The organism is Streptomyces sp. NPDC057002 (assembly GCF_042673825.1).
Classification (GTDB): domain Bacteria; phylum Actinomycetota; class Actinomycetes; order Streptomycetales; family Streptomycetaceae; genus Streptomyces.
In genome coordinates, this window is the sequence record NZ_JBHURZ010000002.1 from 418,167 (window position 1) to 433,138 (window position 14,972).

General features: G+C 72.2%; 14 protein-coding genes. 6 read left to right on the forward strand and 8 right to left on the reverse strand.

What is annotated here, in order from left to right; translation table 11 throughout:
- Nucleotides 1–44: 44 nt before the first annotated feature.
- Nucleotides 45–428 carry a DUF5997 family protein gene (locus ACFT32_RS10015; protein WP_382487776.1) on the reverse strand — a complete coding sequence of 128 codons (384 nt, stop codon included), beginning with the start codon at nt 426–428 and terminating at the stop codon, nt 45–47.
- Between the two features lie 58 nt (nt 429–486).
- On the opposite strand from ACFT32_RS10015, the gene ACFT32_RS10020 reads away from it, so the two are divergent.
- A complete protein-coding gene (locus ACFT32_RS10020; RefSeq protein ID WP_382487778.1) occupies nt 487–1,260 on the forward strand; it encodes a LysR family transcriptional regulator substrate-binding protein in 774 nt (257 codons plus the stop codon).
- 45 nt (nt 1,261–1,305) lie between these two features.
- Here the strand turns inward: ACFT32_RS10020 and ACFT32_RS10025 are convergent, their stop codons facing one another.
- The 4 genes from ACFT32_RS10025 to ACFT32_RS10040 all read right to left on the reverse strand — a co-directional run bounded on the left by ACFT32_RS10025 (nt 1,306) and on the right by ACFT32_RS10040 (nt 6,400).
- Nucleotides 1,306–2,073 carry a DUF4142 domain-containing protein gene (locus ACFT32_RS10025; protein ID WP_382487780.1) on the reverse strand — a complete coding sequence of 256 codons (768 nt, stop codon included), beginning with the start codon at nt 2,071–2,073 and terminating at the stop codon, nt 1,306–1,308.
- Between the two features lie 151 nt (nt 2,074–2,224).
- Nucleotides 2,225–5,047: a beta-L-arabinofuranosidase domain-containing protein gene (locus ACFT32_RS10030; protein ID WP_382487782.1), complete on the reverse strand. Its 2,823-nt coding sequence runs from the start codon at nt 5,045–5,047 to the stop codon at nt 2,225–2,227.
- 136 nt (nt 5,048–5,183) lie between these two features.
- Complete coding sequence (locus tag ACFT32_RS10035) at nt 5,184–5,879, reverse strand: HAD family hydrolase (RefSeq protein WP_382487784.1); 696 nt, start codon at nt 5,877–5,879, stop codon at nt 5,184–5,186.
- A 44-nt stretch (nt 5,880–5,923) separates the two neighbouring features.
- Nucleotides 5,924–6,400 (reverse strand): Lrp/AsnC family transcriptional regulator, encoded by a 477-nt coding sequence (locus ACFT32_RS10040; RefSeq protein WP_382487785.1) that lies wholly within the window; start codon nt 6,398–6,400, stop codon nt 5,924–5,926.
- 196 nt (nt 6,401–6,596) lie between these two features.
- On the opposite strand from ACFT32_RS10040, the gene ACFT32_RS10045 reads away from it, so the two are divergent.
- Nucleotides 6,597–8,087, forward strand: a complete 1,491-nt coding sequence (locus ACFT32_RS10045; RefSeq protein ID WP_382488843.1) for an FUSC family protein — start codon at nt 6,597–6,599, stop codon at nt 8,085–8,087.
- Between the two features lie 116 nt (nt 8,088–8,203).
- Nucleotides 8,204–9,232 (forward strand): lactonase family protein, encoded by a 1,029-nt coding sequence (locus ACFT32_RS10050; protein WP_382487787.1) that lies wholly within the window; start codon nt 8,204–8,206, stop codon nt 9,230–9,232.
- A 67-nt stretch (nt 9,233–9,299) separates the two neighbouring features.
- On the opposite strand, the gene ACFT32_RS10055 is transcribed toward ACFT32_RS10050, so the two are convergent.
- Nucleotides 9,300–10,223, reverse strand: coding sequence for a hypothetical protein (locus ACFT32_RS10055; RefSeq protein ID WP_311129924.1), 924 nt, complete (start codon nt 10,221–10,223; stop codon nt 9,300–9,302).
- 125 nt (nt 10,224–10,348) lie between these two features.
- The gene (locus ACFT32_RS10060; RefSeq protein WP_382487789.1) at nt 10,349–11,350 is read right to left on the reverse strand and encodes an N-acetylglucosamine kinase; all 1,002 of its coding nucleotides are present in this window, start codon (nt 11,348–11,350) and stop codon (nt 10,349–10,351) included.
- 116 nt (nt 11,351–11,466) lie between these two features.
- Between ACFT32_RS10060 and ACFT32_RS10065 the strand changes: the two genes are divergently transcribed.
- The 3 genes from ACFT32_RS10065 to ACFT32_RS10075 all read left to right on the forward strand — a co-directional run bounded on the left by ACFT32_RS10065 (nt 11,467) and on the right by ACFT32_RS10075 (nt 13,808).
- Nucleotides 11,467–12,144 carry a uracil-DNA glycosylase gene (locus ACFT32_RS10065; protein WP_382487791.1) on the forward strand — a complete coding sequence of 226 codons (678 nt, stop codon included), beginning with the start codon at nt 11,467–11,469 and terminating at the stop codon, nt 12,142–12,144.
- Between the two features lie 165 nt (nt 12,145–12,309).
- Nucleotides 12,310–13,071 carry a LamG domain-containing protein gene (locus ACFT32_RS10070; protein WP_382487793.1) on the forward strand — a complete coding sequence of 254 codons (762 nt, stop codon included), beginning with the start codon at nt 12,310–12,312 and terminating at the stop codon, nt 13,069–13,071.
- 140 nt (nt 13,072–13,211) lie between these two features.
- A complete protein-coding gene (locus ACFT32_RS10075; RefSeq protein WP_382487795.1) occupies nt 13,212–13,808 on the forward strand; it encodes a sigma-70 family RNA polymerase sigma factor in 597 nt (198 codons plus the stop codon).
- On the opposite strand, the gene ACFT32_RS10080 is transcribed toward ACFT32_RS10075, so the two are convergent.
- On the reverse strand, nt 13,790–14,752 hold the full coding sequence (locus ACFT32_RS10080; RefSeq protein ID WP_382487797.1) for a hypothetical protein: 963 nt from the start codon (nt 14,750–14,752) through the stop codon (nt 13,790–13,792). The two genes, ACFT32_RS10075 and ACFT32_RS10080, sit on opposite strands and share 19 nt — an antisense overlap.
- Between the last annotated feature and the right edge of the window lie 220 nt (nt 14,753–14,972).

A 14,972-nucleotide genomic window follows, 5' to 3' on the forward strand; every position in this document is an offset into this window, starting at 1 on the left:
GGATGATCCGGTGGGGGCCGTCCTGAAAGGGAGTGCGCCGGGTGTCAGGCCTGGTGCTCGGCGTTCTTCTTCTTGATGCGGGCCGCCTCCTTGCGGACCTCCGCCTGGGTGGCGCGCTCCCGCTCCAGCCACTCGGGGCCTTCCTGCTTCAGTGTCTCGATCTGCTCGGTGGTGAGGGGCTCGGTGACACCGGCGCGGGCGAGCCCCGCGATGGAGACCCCGAGCTTCGCCGCGACCACCGGGCGGGGGTGCGGGCCGTTGTGCCGCAGGTCCTGGAGCCACTGCGGCGGGTTCGCCTGGAGCTCGTTCAGCTCGGCGCGCGAGACGACACCCTCCTGGAACTCGGCGGGTGTGGCCTCGAGGTACACACCCAGTTTCTTCGCCGCGGTGGCGGGCTTCATCGTCTGGGTGCTCTGGTGCGACGTCATGGCATCAAGCGTATCGAGCGTGTGCACGACCGCTGACCACGGCCGGTAACCTGGCGAGGTGACAGGCTCGGAAACTTCTCCCTCGTTCCGGCTCGTGTACGTACCCGGGGTGATGCCCGGCAAGTGGGTGCGTATCTGGAACGAGCGGCAGCCCGACGTCCCGCTGGATCTGACGCAGGTCGCCGCCGGGGCGGTGGCGGAGCGGCTGCTGGGCGGGGACGCCGACGCGGGGCTCGTCCGGTTGCCCGTGGACCGGACGGTCTTCAGCGCGATCCCCCTCTACACCGAGCAGACGGTCGTCGTGGTGCCCAAGGACCACCTGGTCACGGCGGTCGACGAGGTGTCCCCGGAGGATCTGGCCGACGACATCGTGCTGCATCCCCTCGACGACGTCCTCGACTGGGAGAGCCTCCCCGGACGGCCGGCCTTCGAACGTCCCGCCACCACGGCCGACGCCGTCGAACTCGTCGCGGCCGGGATCGGTGTCCTCGTCGTGCCCCTGTCGCTCGCCCGTCTCCACCATCGCAAGGACCTCACGCACCGGCCCCTCAAGGACGCCCCCGAGTCGAGCGTGGCGCTGGCGTGGCCCCAGGACGCGACGACGGACCAGGTCGAGGACTTCATCGGCATCGTGCGCGGCCGCACGGTCAACAGCACGCGGGGCCGCAAGCAGCCGGACGAGTCCGTGGCCGCCGACCGGGGCGGCGCCCGGCGGAAGCCGGTGCCGGGGAAGCCGGCGGCCGGGAAGTCCGCGGGTGCGAAGCGCACCGGCAAGGGCGGGCGTGGCGCCCCCAAGGGCGACAGGCGCGGCAAGCCCCGCCGCCGTTCCTGATCTCAGGGCCGCCGCAGGAGGGGGCGACCCCGACCCGTTCCTCGCTCAGCCGCCCGACTGAGTCGGCTGCGGCGCCGCCCCGTAGGACGGGTTGGGAGCGACCGTCTGCAGGTCCTTCAGGTTCTCCGGGACCTCCAGTACCCGGACCGGCGCGCCCTGCTGCGGCGGCGGGGGCGTCGTCTGGTCCTGGGGCAGCTTGGGCGGGGAGGTGATCTGGAAGCTGACCTGCTCGTGGTTGATCAGACCGGTCTTCTCCAGGACCGTGATGTGGTCGAGCACGGTGTCGTTGGTCGTGTCGGCGAGTTCCCGCACCATGCTGTTCCGGGTGGTCGCCCGGATCTTGGCGATGGTCGGGAAAATGCCTCCGTGCGCGATGCGCATGAGGGTCACGGCCGTGGACTCGAACTCCCTGCCGGTGCTGCCCTCCGCCGTCGCCACGAACTGCTGCTGCTGCGGCGATGGCTCGTTCGGCAGGGTGATGCCCAGGTCCGTGGAGACCTTGCGGCAGCCCGCGTCGAGCCGGCCATGCCCCACGAGCAGATGCTCCGCGACCTCGATCATCGCCGGCGACTTGCTCCGCTCCATGATCATTTGCCCCAGCGGCTGCTCCCACAGCCCGGCCGCGCGCACCTTTACCACGAAGTCGCGATCCGCCTCGGTCAGTGGCCCGTACTGGGTGTTGGCGATGATGCGGTCCTGGCCCGAAGCTGTGTTCTCCACGCCCAGCATGCTCGGGTATGCGAGCGCGGTGAGCGTCAGGATCATCGCACCGCCCACGAACGCGGTTCCTGCCGTGCTGCGCGAGATGCGCATCGTGCCTCCTGGGGTATGAACGGCCCAACACCGAGAAGTACGGATGCCGGACGCGAAACAATCACCCCTGCCGCAAAAAAGTTCCGGATGTGACGGGGCCCGGTGCCGGATCCGCACAGGACCGGGCCCACCCGAACGCGGCCCGGTCCGCTCAGGGTTCGTACGAGGCCGCTGCCGCCGTGCTCACCACCTTGTCCCCGTCGGCCCTGCTCAGCAGCCCGGCCGTCACCCACGCGTCCACCGTGGACCGCACCCGCGCCACCAGCGCCCTCTTGTTCCGGAAGGGTGCGCCGGCCCATATCTCGTCCAGCAGCGTGGTGCCGTCGGCCTTCGCCGGGTTGGTGACGCCCGAGTCCCGGCCGCCGAAGACGGCCTTCGGCTCCGTACGCCGGAAGTAGGCGTGCGTCGGATCCTCCGTCCCCTCGGAGAACGGCGCCCACTCGGTCCCGTCCAGCGTGAAGTGGAGCGGCTTGCCCGGTACCGGAGTGAGGGAGGCCGTCAGGTCGCCGGACAGACCTGCGGCGCGGTACAGCCCGGCCTTCAGGAACTCCGTCGCGGAGGAGCGGGCGATCAGGTTGACCGGACCGTGGAAGAGGGTCTGCAGGGACGGATCGTCGAGGGCCTTCTCCACCCGCGTCCGGAACGGCAGGGTGACCCGGACGGTGTCGCCTGCCCGCCAGGTCCGGGACACGGCGAAGTAGCTCCCCGGCGTCGGAGTGCCCGGCACCGCACTCCCGTTGACGGTCACCCGGAACCCGGTGGTCGCCCAGGACGGCACGCGCAGCCGCAGCGTGAAGGAGGCCCGAGCGCCGCCGAAGGTGAGCGTGCTGCCCTGCTCCCTGGGATAGCCGGTGGTCTGCGTGACCGTCACGCCCTTCTCGGCCCAGGTCAGCGTGGACGGGCTGTACAGGTTGACGTACAGCGCGCTGCCGTCGGACTTCGCGAAGTACACCGAGTCCTGGTACTTCGTGGCGCTCTCCATGCCGGTGCCCTCGCAGCAGGTCGTGCCCTGCTTGGGTGTGTAGTCACGGACATGACCGGGCGTCAGCCCGATGAAGTACGTGACGAGCGGCTTCTCGGCGTCAGGCTTGTCCTGCTTCGAGCCGAGCACCTGGTTGTACAGGGCCCGCTCGTAGTAGTCCATGTACTTCGGTTCCTGCGCGTGGAAGAACAGGGTCCGGCTCAGCTTGAGCATGTTGTACGCGCAGCAGGTCTCGGCGGTGGTCGCGCTCAGGGTGCCCGCGATCACGTCCCGGGCCTTCCAGAACTCCGCGGTGCTGGTGCCGCCGATGCCGTACATCCGGTGCGGGACGACCATGTCCCAGAAGTTCTTCGCCGAGGTGAGATAGCGCTCCTCGCCCGTCTCGTCGTACAGCCGCACGTACCCGGTGAAGATCGGGATGTGCTGGTTGGCGTGCAGCCCGTCGAGGATGTCGGTGTTCGCGGCGCACGCGTCGATCAGCCGGTCCAGGTCGAACAGCTTGGCCAGCGCGAGGTGTTCGGCCTTGCCGGTGATCGCGTGCAGATCGCAGATCGCCTCGACGATGCCGCCGAACTCCCCGCTGGAGAAGATCCCCCACATCCGCTGGAGCGTGGCCTCCGGCAGCTTGGACAGCCGGGAGTACATCCAGTCGCACATGCCCGACGCGAGGTCCAGGGCCCGGTCGTCGTCCGTGGCGGTGTACGCGTCGAGCAGACCCCTGAGGATCTTGTGCGCGGTGTAGTACGGCGCCCACACCTTCGTGTAGTCGGGAGAGGTCCTCGACTCCAGGTCGATGAACTGCGTCTCCGGGTACGCCGCGAGGAACCCGGGGTGGCTGGGCCCGCCCCAGGTGCGGCGCAGGGTGGCGGTCAGGCCCCGGCCGGAGGCGTCCGCGAAGGTCCCGCCGGCCGTCTCGTCGAAGGCGTACGACGCCAGATCGCCCCGGCCCGTCGAGGCGTCGGCGGCCCGGCGGCTCTGCAACTCGGTGATCTCGGCGGCGGTCAGGGCCCGCGAGAAGACGTTGAACTCCTCGAAGGCGCCCGCGAAGACGGGGTCGGCGGAGTAGTTCGAGCGGCCGAGCCAGTTGTTCTTCAGTGCGCCGAGAGCCGCCGGGGTGAGGCTCATCGCGGTGTTCCGGGCGACGGCGGTGCCGTTGACGTAGAGGGTGCCGGTGCCGCCCGCGATCGTCACCGCCAGATGGCTCCACTGGTTCAGCGGCAGCGGGGCCGTGCCGTCGAGACTCTGCTCGCCGCCCGCTCCTGACGTGGTGACGGCGAAGCGCGGCACTCCCGCCTGGTTGCGGGCGGCCAGATACAGGTACCGCGTGGTGTCGTTGCCGAAGTCGAGGACGCGGGTCCAGTCGGCGTCGTGCGTGGGCCGCACCCAGACGGAGAGGGTGAGCGCCGCGGCCCCGCCGAGCACGGCGGCCGGCAGATCCACGTACTGGTAGGAGCCCCGTACCTGGTCCGCGGCGGTCCCGAACTTCCCGGCGACGCTCAGCACCGCAGGATCTCGCCGCAGCGCCGCCCGCACCTCGGTCAGCGCCCCGACCATGGTGCCGATCCGGTCGGCGAACACCTGCTCCTTCGTGCTCCGGTACGCCTGCGCCAGCATGGTCAGGAAGTGGCCGGTGTAGTGCCCGCGCAGGTTGCCGTTGGCCTCCCCGTCCAGGCCCTCCCAGCCGCCCGGGGCGACCGCGCCGCCCGTGGCGAGACCGGCGTTGGCCCGGAACACCTGGAGCAGCCGGTTCACGTCGTAGCCGCGGGCGTGGTCCAGCATCAACCGCCGCTTGTCGGCGAAGACACCCCGGCCGAGGCTCACGTCCTCAAGACCGAAGGGCCGTACGGTCCAGGAGGCCGGAATGTCGGCGGCGGCCGCGGCCGCCGAGGGGGCCGCGACGGCCCGGCCTGTCGCCGCCTCGGAGAGCGCGGGTACGGCGGCGGCGAGGGTCGCCGCCTGGAGAAGGGTTCGTCTGGAGAGGGGCCGTGCCATGTGTGCTCCTCCACGGGGCCAACGGGTCCACGGACTCGACGCATTCGACCTATTCGATATATCGAACGCTGTGCGAGTGATCGACCAGACCCTAGGGAGGGGACGGGGGAGCGTCAACGGGTCGGGAGAGGCGAGTTCAGGAAAGGCCTGCCGAGCGGACCAGCCAGTCGAACGCCGCCTGTGCCGTGAACTCCTCCTGACCGCCCCGCAGGAGCAGTCCGGCGGTGGTGAACTCCGGGGCGTCCGCCTGCCCCGGGACGTACGGGATCGCGATGCACCGCATCCCCGCCGCGTGCGCGGCGGCGGCGCCGGGGGCGGCGTCCTCCAGCACCACGCAGCCTGCCGGGTCCGCCCCGAGCCGGCGGGCCGCCTCCAGGAAGACGTCGGGCGCGGGCTTGCCGTGCGCGACCTCGTCCGCCGAGACGACGGTCCGCAGGTGGGCGTCCAGGCCCGTGCCGCTCAGGACCGCCTGGATGGCCTCGGGCGAGGACCCCGAGGCCACGGCCATGGGCACGTCCTCGGCCGCCAGCAGCTCGACGAACCCGCGCATTTCGGGGTAGGCGCGCGTGGAGCTGCGGGCGAGCTCGAGATAACGGCGGTTCTTGACGGTGAACAGTTCCTCCACGGAAGCCCGCAGACCGTACCGCTCCTTCCAGTCCGCGACCGTCTCCTGCGTGCTGATGCCGACGTACCGCTCGTGGTCCGCCCAGCTGAAGCCGGGGACGCCGTGCTCGGCGAGGGTCTGCCGGCCCGCCTCGTAATAGTTCGGCTCGCTGTCCACGAGCGTTCCGTCGAGATCGAAGATGACCGATATGCCGCCGAGATTGCTCATGGCGTCAGCATGTCAAAGACCATGATCCAGGGAGCCTGAGGGGGTCAGGAGCGGGCCGCGCGACCGATCGACTCCACCAGCGGCAGCAGCCGCTGGGAGACGCGCTCCCGCAGGGCGATCTCGGTGCGCGTGCGGACGACCCCGGGCAGACTGATCAGCTTCTGCACGACGTCCTCCAGATGTGCGTTGTCCCGCGCCACGACCCGGGTCAGCAGATCCCCGCCGCCCGTGATGGAGAACGCCTCGACGATCTCCGGCACCGCGGCCAGCGCGTCGCCCACCTCGTCGAGATGACCCTGGGTGACCTCGATGTGCACGAACGCGAGCACCGGATGGCCGAGGGCGGCGGGGGAGAGGGCCGGCGCCGTGCCGGTGATCACGCCGTCGCGCTCCAGCCGGTCGAGCCGGGCCTGGAGCGTGCCCCGGGCCACGCCGAGGATACGGGCGTACTCGCGCACGCTCGTGCGCGGCTGCTCCAGCTGCAGCCGCAGGATGCGGGTGTCGAGCTCGTCCACGGGCATGCCGCGCCCTCCTCGTCCGTTGGCTCTGCCGCGGCCGTCCTCCGGCGGCTGTGGCTATACCAATGGCCCAGTCTAGAAGGAGCCAGTTGAGCCAGTGGTGTCCGGGATGCTCCTATGGGGGCGTCGATGGCGCTGCGGACCCCGCGGCGCCTTTTTCATGCTTTCCCATGCCTGCGCGCGAAGGAGGCGGTAAGTGGTGCTGAAGAGGGTGTTCATGGCTCCGGATCCGGGGCGGACGCGGTTGCGGTTCGCCACGCGTGCCGTGCTCGGCATCACGTTCGCGGTCGCCGTGTGCGGCCTCGCCGGACACTCCCTCACGGGGGCCGTCACCGGCGGTCTCGCCGCACTGCTCGCCCTGTTCACCGTCACCGACGCCACCGTCCGCGGCCAGGCGGTCACCACCGCGCTGCTGCCCGTCGTCGGGCTGCCCGTGCTCACCGCCGCTGCCGGACTGCACGACCATCCGGTGGCCCGCGACCTCACCTTCCTCGCCGTGGTCGGCGTGGGCGTGTACGCCCGCCGCTGGGGCCCGCGCGGGCACAGCCTCGGCGTCTTCGCCTTCATGACCTTCTTCGTGGCGCAGTTCCTGCACGCCACCACGGACCAGCTGCCCGAGCTGTACGCCGCGGTCCTGCTGTCCGTCCTCGCGGCCGCCGCCGTGCGCTTCGGCCTGTGGTGCTACGAGCGCCGCCTGCCCCCGCCCGCCGTGCCCGCCCCGCCGGGCGGTACCGGACTGGCCCGGGTGACCACCCGCCAGGCGATCCAGGCCACCGCCGGAGCGGGCTTCGCCCTCTTCGTGGGTCAGCTGGTGTCCGGCCAGCGCTGGTACTGGGCCGTCGGCGCCACCTGGTGGATCTTCGTCAACACCACCTCGCGCGGCGAGACCCTGGTCCGGGGCTTCCGGCGGCTGCTCGGCACGGTCATCGGCATCGCCCTCGGCCTGCTCGTCGCCCTGCCGGTGCACGGGAACCCGGCCGTCACGGCCCTGCTCGCGGCCGTCTGCGTCTTCGGCATCTTCTACACGGCCGCCGTGTCCTACACCTGGATGATGCTCTGCGTGACCCTGCTCGCCGGTCTGCTCTACGGCCTTCTCGGCGTGCTCGGCCCCGGCCTGCTCGCCCTGCGGCTCGTCGAGACCGGCGTCGGGGCGCTCGGCGCCGCACTCGCCGTCATCCTGCTCCTGCCCGTCACCACGCACAGCGTCACCGACGCCTGGATCCAGCGGGCCCTGCGCTGCGTCCACGCCTGCACGGCCGAGACGGCCCGGCGGCTGGCGGGCGCGGTGAACGCCGACCCGGCCCCGCGGGTGGCCGAGCTGGAGCAGCTGCTCGCCCGGGTACGGCTCTCGGTCGCCCCGCTGGTGCACCCGCTGAACCCGATGCTCGGCCGCAAGCGGCGGGCCCGGCATGTGCTCGCCCTCCTCGACGACTGCGCCCGGGAGGTCCGCGGTCTGGTCGCCGTCGCCGCCGACCCGGAGGCCTCCCACGACGCCCGCCTGGCCACCGCCTGCCGGCGCGTGGAGGCCGCGGTCCAGGCGCTCACCGAGGGCGGCGACGTCCTGGTCCAGCCGGACGGACCGTCCGCGACGGAACCGGTCCTGGCCCACCTGCACGGCCTGGAGCGGGCCCTCGCGGAGCTCGCCCGGCCACTGCGGACGCCGTCGGGCTCCCCGTTGGTCGGCGCCTGAGCGACTCGTGGCCGCCTGAGCGACGAGCCGCCACACCCTCTTGACCCTTTGGTCTAGACCGCGCATGATCGACCGCGCGGTCATTCCGGACGGCTCAGGGACGAAAGGGCACAGTGATGGCGGACGGCAGCAGGCGGCGGGCGTTCATCGGGTCGTTCACGGCGGCGGGCGGCCCCGGCGTCGTGACGGCGGCCGTCGATGCCGACAGCGGCGCGCTGACCTTCCTGAGCAGCGTGAACGTCGTCCCCGACCCGGCCTACCTCGCCCTCTCGCCCGACGGGGACACGCTGTACGCGGTCAGTGAGACGGCCGCGGGCGCGGTGGCCGCGTACCGCGTGACGGGGGACAAGCCCGAGCCGGCCGGACCGCCCGTGCCGGTCGACGCCGGCGGGCCGACCCACCTCGGCCTGTACGCCGGACACGTCCTGACCGCCAACTACGGCTCGGGCAGTGTCACCGCCGTCCCCGTCCGGCCCGACGGCACTCTCGCGCGGTCCGCGTCCGGCGTGCTCCAGCACACCGGCGGGGGCCCGCACACCCCGCGCCAGCACGGGCCGCACGCCCACCAGGTGCAGCCCGACCCGAGCGGGCGCTGGGCCGTCAGTGTCGACCTCGGCACCGACTCGGTGCGGGTGTGCACGCTGGCCGACGGCGCCCCGGCCCTGCACCGGGAGACCGCCCTGCGGCCCGGCTCCGGACCGCGCCACCTGGCCTTCCACCCGGAGGGCTCGTACGCCTACGTCGTCAACGAACTCAGCCCCTCCGTCACCGTCTGCCGCTGGGAAGCGGCGGAAGGCGTGCTGACACCACTGACCGAGACCCCGGTCCTGCCGGGCGCACCGGCGCGCGACGCCTACCCCTCGGGGATCGCCACCTCACCCGACGGCCGCTTCGTCTGGACCGCCACCCGAGGCGAGGACGTCCTGTCCGTGTTCGCCGTCGAGGGGGAGGAACTGCACCTGGTCGCCACGGTGCCCTGCGGCGGTCGCTGGCCACGCGCCCTGACCGCGTCCGACGGCTTCCTGTACGTGGCCAACGAGCGTTCCGGCGACGTGACCTGGTTCGCCACCGACCTGCGCTCGGGCGTCCCGCGACGAGGGGGCTCGATGAGGGTGACGGCGGCGTCGTGCGTGGTCATCGGCTGATCGACACCCCAACGGCGAAGGCCCGCCCCGAACCGGAGCGGGCCGTCTCAGCCATGCACAGGGCGCGTCAGCGAACCGGCGTCTGCTGAACCTGCTGCGGCGTGATGCCCAACGCCGTCGTGTACTTCGCCAGCGCCAGCTTCCCGATCGCCGGGTACGGCCCGAGCGACTCCGCCGCGGAGCAGCCCGCCTCCTTGGCCGCCTCCTCGACCAGCCCCGGCTCGATCTCCGGGCCGATCAGATACGGCGCGAGGGCGAGCTGCTGCGAGCCCGAGGAGCGGAGCTGCTCGGCGACGGACGCGATGGAGCCCTCCTGGTCCAGAGCCGCGGCCATGACCGGCACCGCCAGGCGCGCGGCCAGCAGCATGCCGGTGATCCCGGCCGCCTGCACGGCCTCGTCACCGCCCACGGAGGCCAGGATGATGCCGTCCGCGGCGGTCGCCACGGTGAACAGGCGGGCGCGGTCCGCGCGGGCCAGACCGGCCTCGGAGAGCCGCACGTGCAGCGCCTCGGCGAGCAGCGGGTGCGGGCCGAGGACATCGGTCAGCTCCGCGGCGATGTGGCTCTCCATGACGGCCTGGCGGACTCGGCGCAGCAGCGCGCTGTCCGGGCCGGCGAGCAGCGGCACGACGACGGCGACGGGCCCGTCGGGCTCCCTGACGTCCATGCCGGCGGCACGCGCCTGCTCGAAGCGGGCGGTGCGCTCCTCGGCGGCGTGCGCGAGCACGGCCTGGAGCGTGAAGAACTCCGCGTTGTCCCCGTCGAGGTACCCGATCCGGGCGTCGAGGCCGGGCAGCTCGGAGCGGGCGATGCTCACGACCTCCTCGGCGAGGCTGCGCGTGGCGCTACTGGGCGTGCCCGGCACGGCGAGGACGAGCGCGGGCGCGCCCTCGGGAGCCACCAGCGGCTCGGGGCGGCGGTGCCGTCCCGGCTGGCGGGGTCGCGGCATTCGTACTGGCAGGCCGGACTCGGGTCCAGTGGGGGAACTCATGGCGCCGCATGTTACTGGTTTCCTGGGCTCTCCTGTTCGGGGAGGGTGCAGGTGAGCGGTATACGTCCGGTTTTGTCTGATGAGTTACGTACGGATTGAGTTACGTACGGATCATGCGGGTCGGATTATTCACCCGAAAGGGTTGTCACGGACAGCATCTTCCCGTCACCCGGCAGCGTGAGGGGACCGATGCTCAGCTCGGTCGCCAGGCGCACGGAGCCGTGCAGCGGGTCGCCCTCGGCCGGTACCCGCCGCGCGTGCGGGAGCCGCTGCGCCAGTTCCTCGTCCACAGGCCCGAGGAGCGGGTCGCCCAGTTTGAACAGGCCGCCCGTGACGGCGACACGGGGCTCGCCGCCGGAGGGGCACACGGCTGCCGCGGAGTCGGCCATGTGCCGCGCGGCCGCGCGCAGGATGTCCGCCGCGACGGGATCCCCGTCCGCGCAGGCGGCCACCCGGGGTGCGAAGGAGGCGAGGACGGCGGGCCGGTCCGGCCGCGGATACAGCCGGCCGGGCAGCCCGGCCACGGGCCCGAAGACCTCCTCGGCGCTCGCCAGCAGCGAGGCGGAGCCGCCCTCGCGCCCGTCATGGGCGCGCAGCGCCGCCTCGAGACCGGCCCGCCCGATCCAGGCACCGCCTCCGCAGTCGCCGAGCAGATGCCCCCAGCCGTCCGCACGACGCCAGCCGGACAGGTCGGTGCCGATCGCGATCAGGCCCGTACCGCCGGCGATCACGGCCCCGGGACGCGGCCCGAGGGCACCCACGTACGCCGTCACGGCGTCGGCGGCCAGCGCGATCCTCCGTACGCCAAGCTCCCGGGCCAGGGCGCCCGGCAGTTCGGCGCGCAGCGCGTCACCCAGGGAGGCGAGCCCGGTGGCGCCGATGACGACGGCGGTCAACCGCACCGGCCCGGCCTCCGCGATCAGCGCGCGCACCAAGGGCATCAGCTGGGTCATGAAGTGCTCGGGGTCGATGCCCCGGTCGGCCGTGCGGACCGGCTCCGCCGACTCCCGCCGGGCCAGCGGCCCGCGCTCGGCGGTTCCCACCACGGCCCGCAGCCCGGACCCTCCGGAGTCCACGGCGAGAAACCCGGATTCCTCCGACGCCCCGGTCACGGTCACTGGACGCAACGGGCTCCCCTCTCCTTCTCGGAAGGAAGAGAAGAGTAGCCCCGAGGGCGGCGTCCGGGCGTGAGGCATTCTGTGCTTGTGCGGGGACCGGTTGTGTGCCAGTAGGGTGACGCGCTGTGGCACCACGACCCTTGCATGAACTTGTCGAAGCAGGCTGGGCGAAGGCCCTGGAACCCGTGGCCGAACGTATCGCCGTGATGGGGGACTTCCTGCGGGCCGAGATAGCGGCCGGCCGGACCTACCTCCCGGCCGGGGCGAATGTCCTGCGGGCCTTCCAGCAGCCCTTCGACGACGTTCGCGTCCTCATCGTCGGCCAGGATCCCTACCCCACTCCGGGGATGGCCATCGGGCTGAGCTTCGCGGTGGCGCCCGAGGTGCGTTCGCTGCCGGGCAGCCTGGAGAACATCTTCCGCGAAATGCATACGGACTTGGGGCTGCCCCGGCCGTCCAACGGCGATCTGACGCCGTGGTCGCAGCAAGGGGTGCTGCTCCTCAACAGGGCGCTCACCACCGCCCCGCGCAAGCCCGGCGCGCACCGGGGCAAGGGCTGGGAAGAGGTCACCGAGCAGGCGATCCGGGCCTTGGCGGGTCGCGGCAAGCCCCTGGTGTCCATCCTGTGGGGGCGTGACGCGCGCAATCTGCGGCCACTTCTGGGAGACCTCCCGGCGATCGAGTCCGCTCATCCCTCACCGATGTCGGCGGACCGCGGCTTCTTCGGTTCGCGTCCGTTCAGCCGGGCCAACGATCTGCTGCTGCGGCAGGGGAGCGCGCCGGTGGAGTGGCGCCTGCCGTAGGCCGCCCGGGGCGTTGCCGCGCGGTGCGGCGCACACAGGACATCCAGAGGCGCCCACAGTCGTGTTCACATAGGCCTGTCACACTTTGGTGGTACGTCAAACTACTTCCCGAATGGAAATTTGATCACCAGTGACATTCCTCCGCCGCACGGCCCAGGGGGCATCATGACGCGCAGATGGTCACTCATCACCGCGATCGCCGTACTGACCGTCGCCCTGGCCTTCGTCGTCGCCCAACTGGTGCGCGGTCAGGAATCCGGGGCGTCCAAGGAGCAACAGGCGTCGCCGGGTACGCCGGGTACCAGCGCCGAGTCGCTGCGCGGCGTCGGGTGGTGGCCCCTCCACCGGTCCGGCACCGCGAAGGCCGGTGAGGCCGATGCCGTCGTCAGCGGCGATGTGCAGTGGACCGACGACGGTCCCGAGGGCGGCGCCCTGCGGCTGGACGGCAACGGATACGTGGACGCCAGTTCCCGGATCGACACCACCGGCGCGGACTACTCGGTCGCCGCACGGGTGCGGCTCGCCTCCACGAACGGCTTCCACACCGCCGTTTCCCAGGACGGCCTCGGCATCAGCACGTTCTTCCTCCAGTACTCCGGCCAGGACGAGAACTTCGCGTTCAGTTTCCCCGGCGCCCGTACCGTCGCGGAGAAGTCCGAACGACCGCAGGCCGACCGCTGGTACCACCTGACCGGCACGTACAGCCAGAAGGACCACCGGATGCGGATCTACGTGGACGGCAGACTCGCGGGCAGCAGAGAGGCCTCCAGCAAGGAGAAGCCCAGCGGTGACGTCGTGATCGGACGCGGCAAGATCGGGGGGGAGGCGGCCGATCACTGGAACGGCGACATCTCCGATGTGCACGTTTACGACCGGGAACTGACGGCCGCTGAGGTGGACTCGCTTTCCGCCCGCGAACCGGACTGACATCCGCGATCCGGACTGACATCCGCGATCCGGACTGACATCCGCGAACCGGACTGACGCGCCCCGGCCGCCGGAACGACGGCGGTACCGGGGCGCGTTCACCGTCGCCGCCCCACAGGCGACAGGAGAGGAAAAGGCCCTTGTCGGCCAGCACTTCGACCGAAACCCCGACCGAAGACCGAATATCGCGTCCTCCCACCGCGGAACTCCGCCCCGAGGAGTTTCTCAGAGCCTTCTACCAGGTCCACGGCCGCGCGTTGCTGCAGTTCGCCGCCCGGCGACTGCACGGCGACTGGCACCGCGCCGAGGATGTCCTCCAGGAGGTCGCGATCCGCGCCTGGCGCCACGCCGGGGAGATCGACCCGACCACCGACGCGGCGCGGCCATGGTTGTTCACCGTGCTGCGCAACCTCGTCATCGACGACCTCCGGGCCCGCCAGGCCAGACCGGCGGAGACCGGCGACCCGGAACTCGCCCACCCGACGGTGTCCGACGATGTGGACCACATGCTCACCTCCCAGGTGCTCTTAGAGGCGATGTGGGATCTGCGGCCGCCGCAGCGCGAGGTTCTGATGCACGTGCACTACCTGGGGCGAAGCGTCAACCAGACGGCCAGAGTCCTCGGCGTCCCGCCGGGCACGGTCAAGTCGCGGACGTTCTACGCCTCCCGCGCCCTGCGGGAGGCGCTGTACAGCCGAGGGCTGTACGCGGACGGCCGTTACCGCGACGCCGGGTGAGACTCGGCGAGACGCCCCACATGCCGGGTGATCTCCAGGCCGAGCGGGCCGGTGTCGAGCGATCCGCCGTCACCGGCCCGCCAGCGCCACCCGGCGGGCGCGTCGCCGAGCACCAGCAGCGCGTCCCCGCGCCGCAGGCCGTCCAACGCGCCCTCCCGCCGCGGGAGCTGTGAGGCGTCCACGACGAACAGGTGCGGCGCCTCGCCCTGGACGGCGACCTGGCTGCCGCCCTCGATCAGCCGGAAGATCTGGGTGACGTCGGACGACCCGGGCTCCGGCCGGCCCGGGCCCGCCGCGGCCGCCACGGCGAACGCCTCCTCCAGGCTGGCAGCGGTGTGCAGACGCGAGGCCTGCGGCACGTCGTCGGCGATGAGCCCCTCGCCGGCCACCGATCCCACCAGGGTGACCTCGGCGAGAGCCCCCACCGGCCCGGCGAGCGCCTCGGTGACGACGGCCCGCGCCAGACTGCGCACCTCCTCGTCGGGGCCCGCCACGGAAACGGGCCCGGACGCCCGGGAGAGGTCGACCAGCACCCGGTCGGCGCCGTCCAGCCCCACGGTCACCGTCAGCGCGTACGGCAGGGACGGTTCGTCCTCCGGGCCGCGGCGGCGCAGGACGTCGGGCGAGACCGTCCAGCGCTCGCCGTCCGCCTCGGCGGTCCAGGGCGCGGGGGCGTTCTCCTCCGCGTCGGCCAGCAGCAGTCCGAGCCGCTCCTCGGAGTAGACGACGGCGTACATGTCGGGCAGCGACCGGCCGGAGCGCAGGCACTCGCCCGTCAGCCGGCGCAGGCCCGCGTCGACCACGTCCAGCGCCTCCTGCCCCTCGACGGCGGCCGAGGGGGCGACGGGCTTCGGCGGGCGGGGCTGCCGCTCGGTGACGACCAGCGCGGCCACCGCACCGATCAGCGCCAGCCCCAGCACCACGGCCAGGACGTACCAGATCATCTTCTGACTCCTTGTCGGGACCCCGGCGGCGGAGCCGGGACGGTCGAAAGCGAAGGCGAGGGGCGGCACCGCGGCGGAGTCGCGGCACCCTGCGGGCGCCCCGCACCCGATGGCACTACGGGGCGCGGCCACAGACGGTTCACGGGCGCGTGGGCGCAGGCCCGAGAACCGTCCGTGAACCATCCGCGGGCGGGCGCCGTAGGTCCCGTCAGTGGCGCGA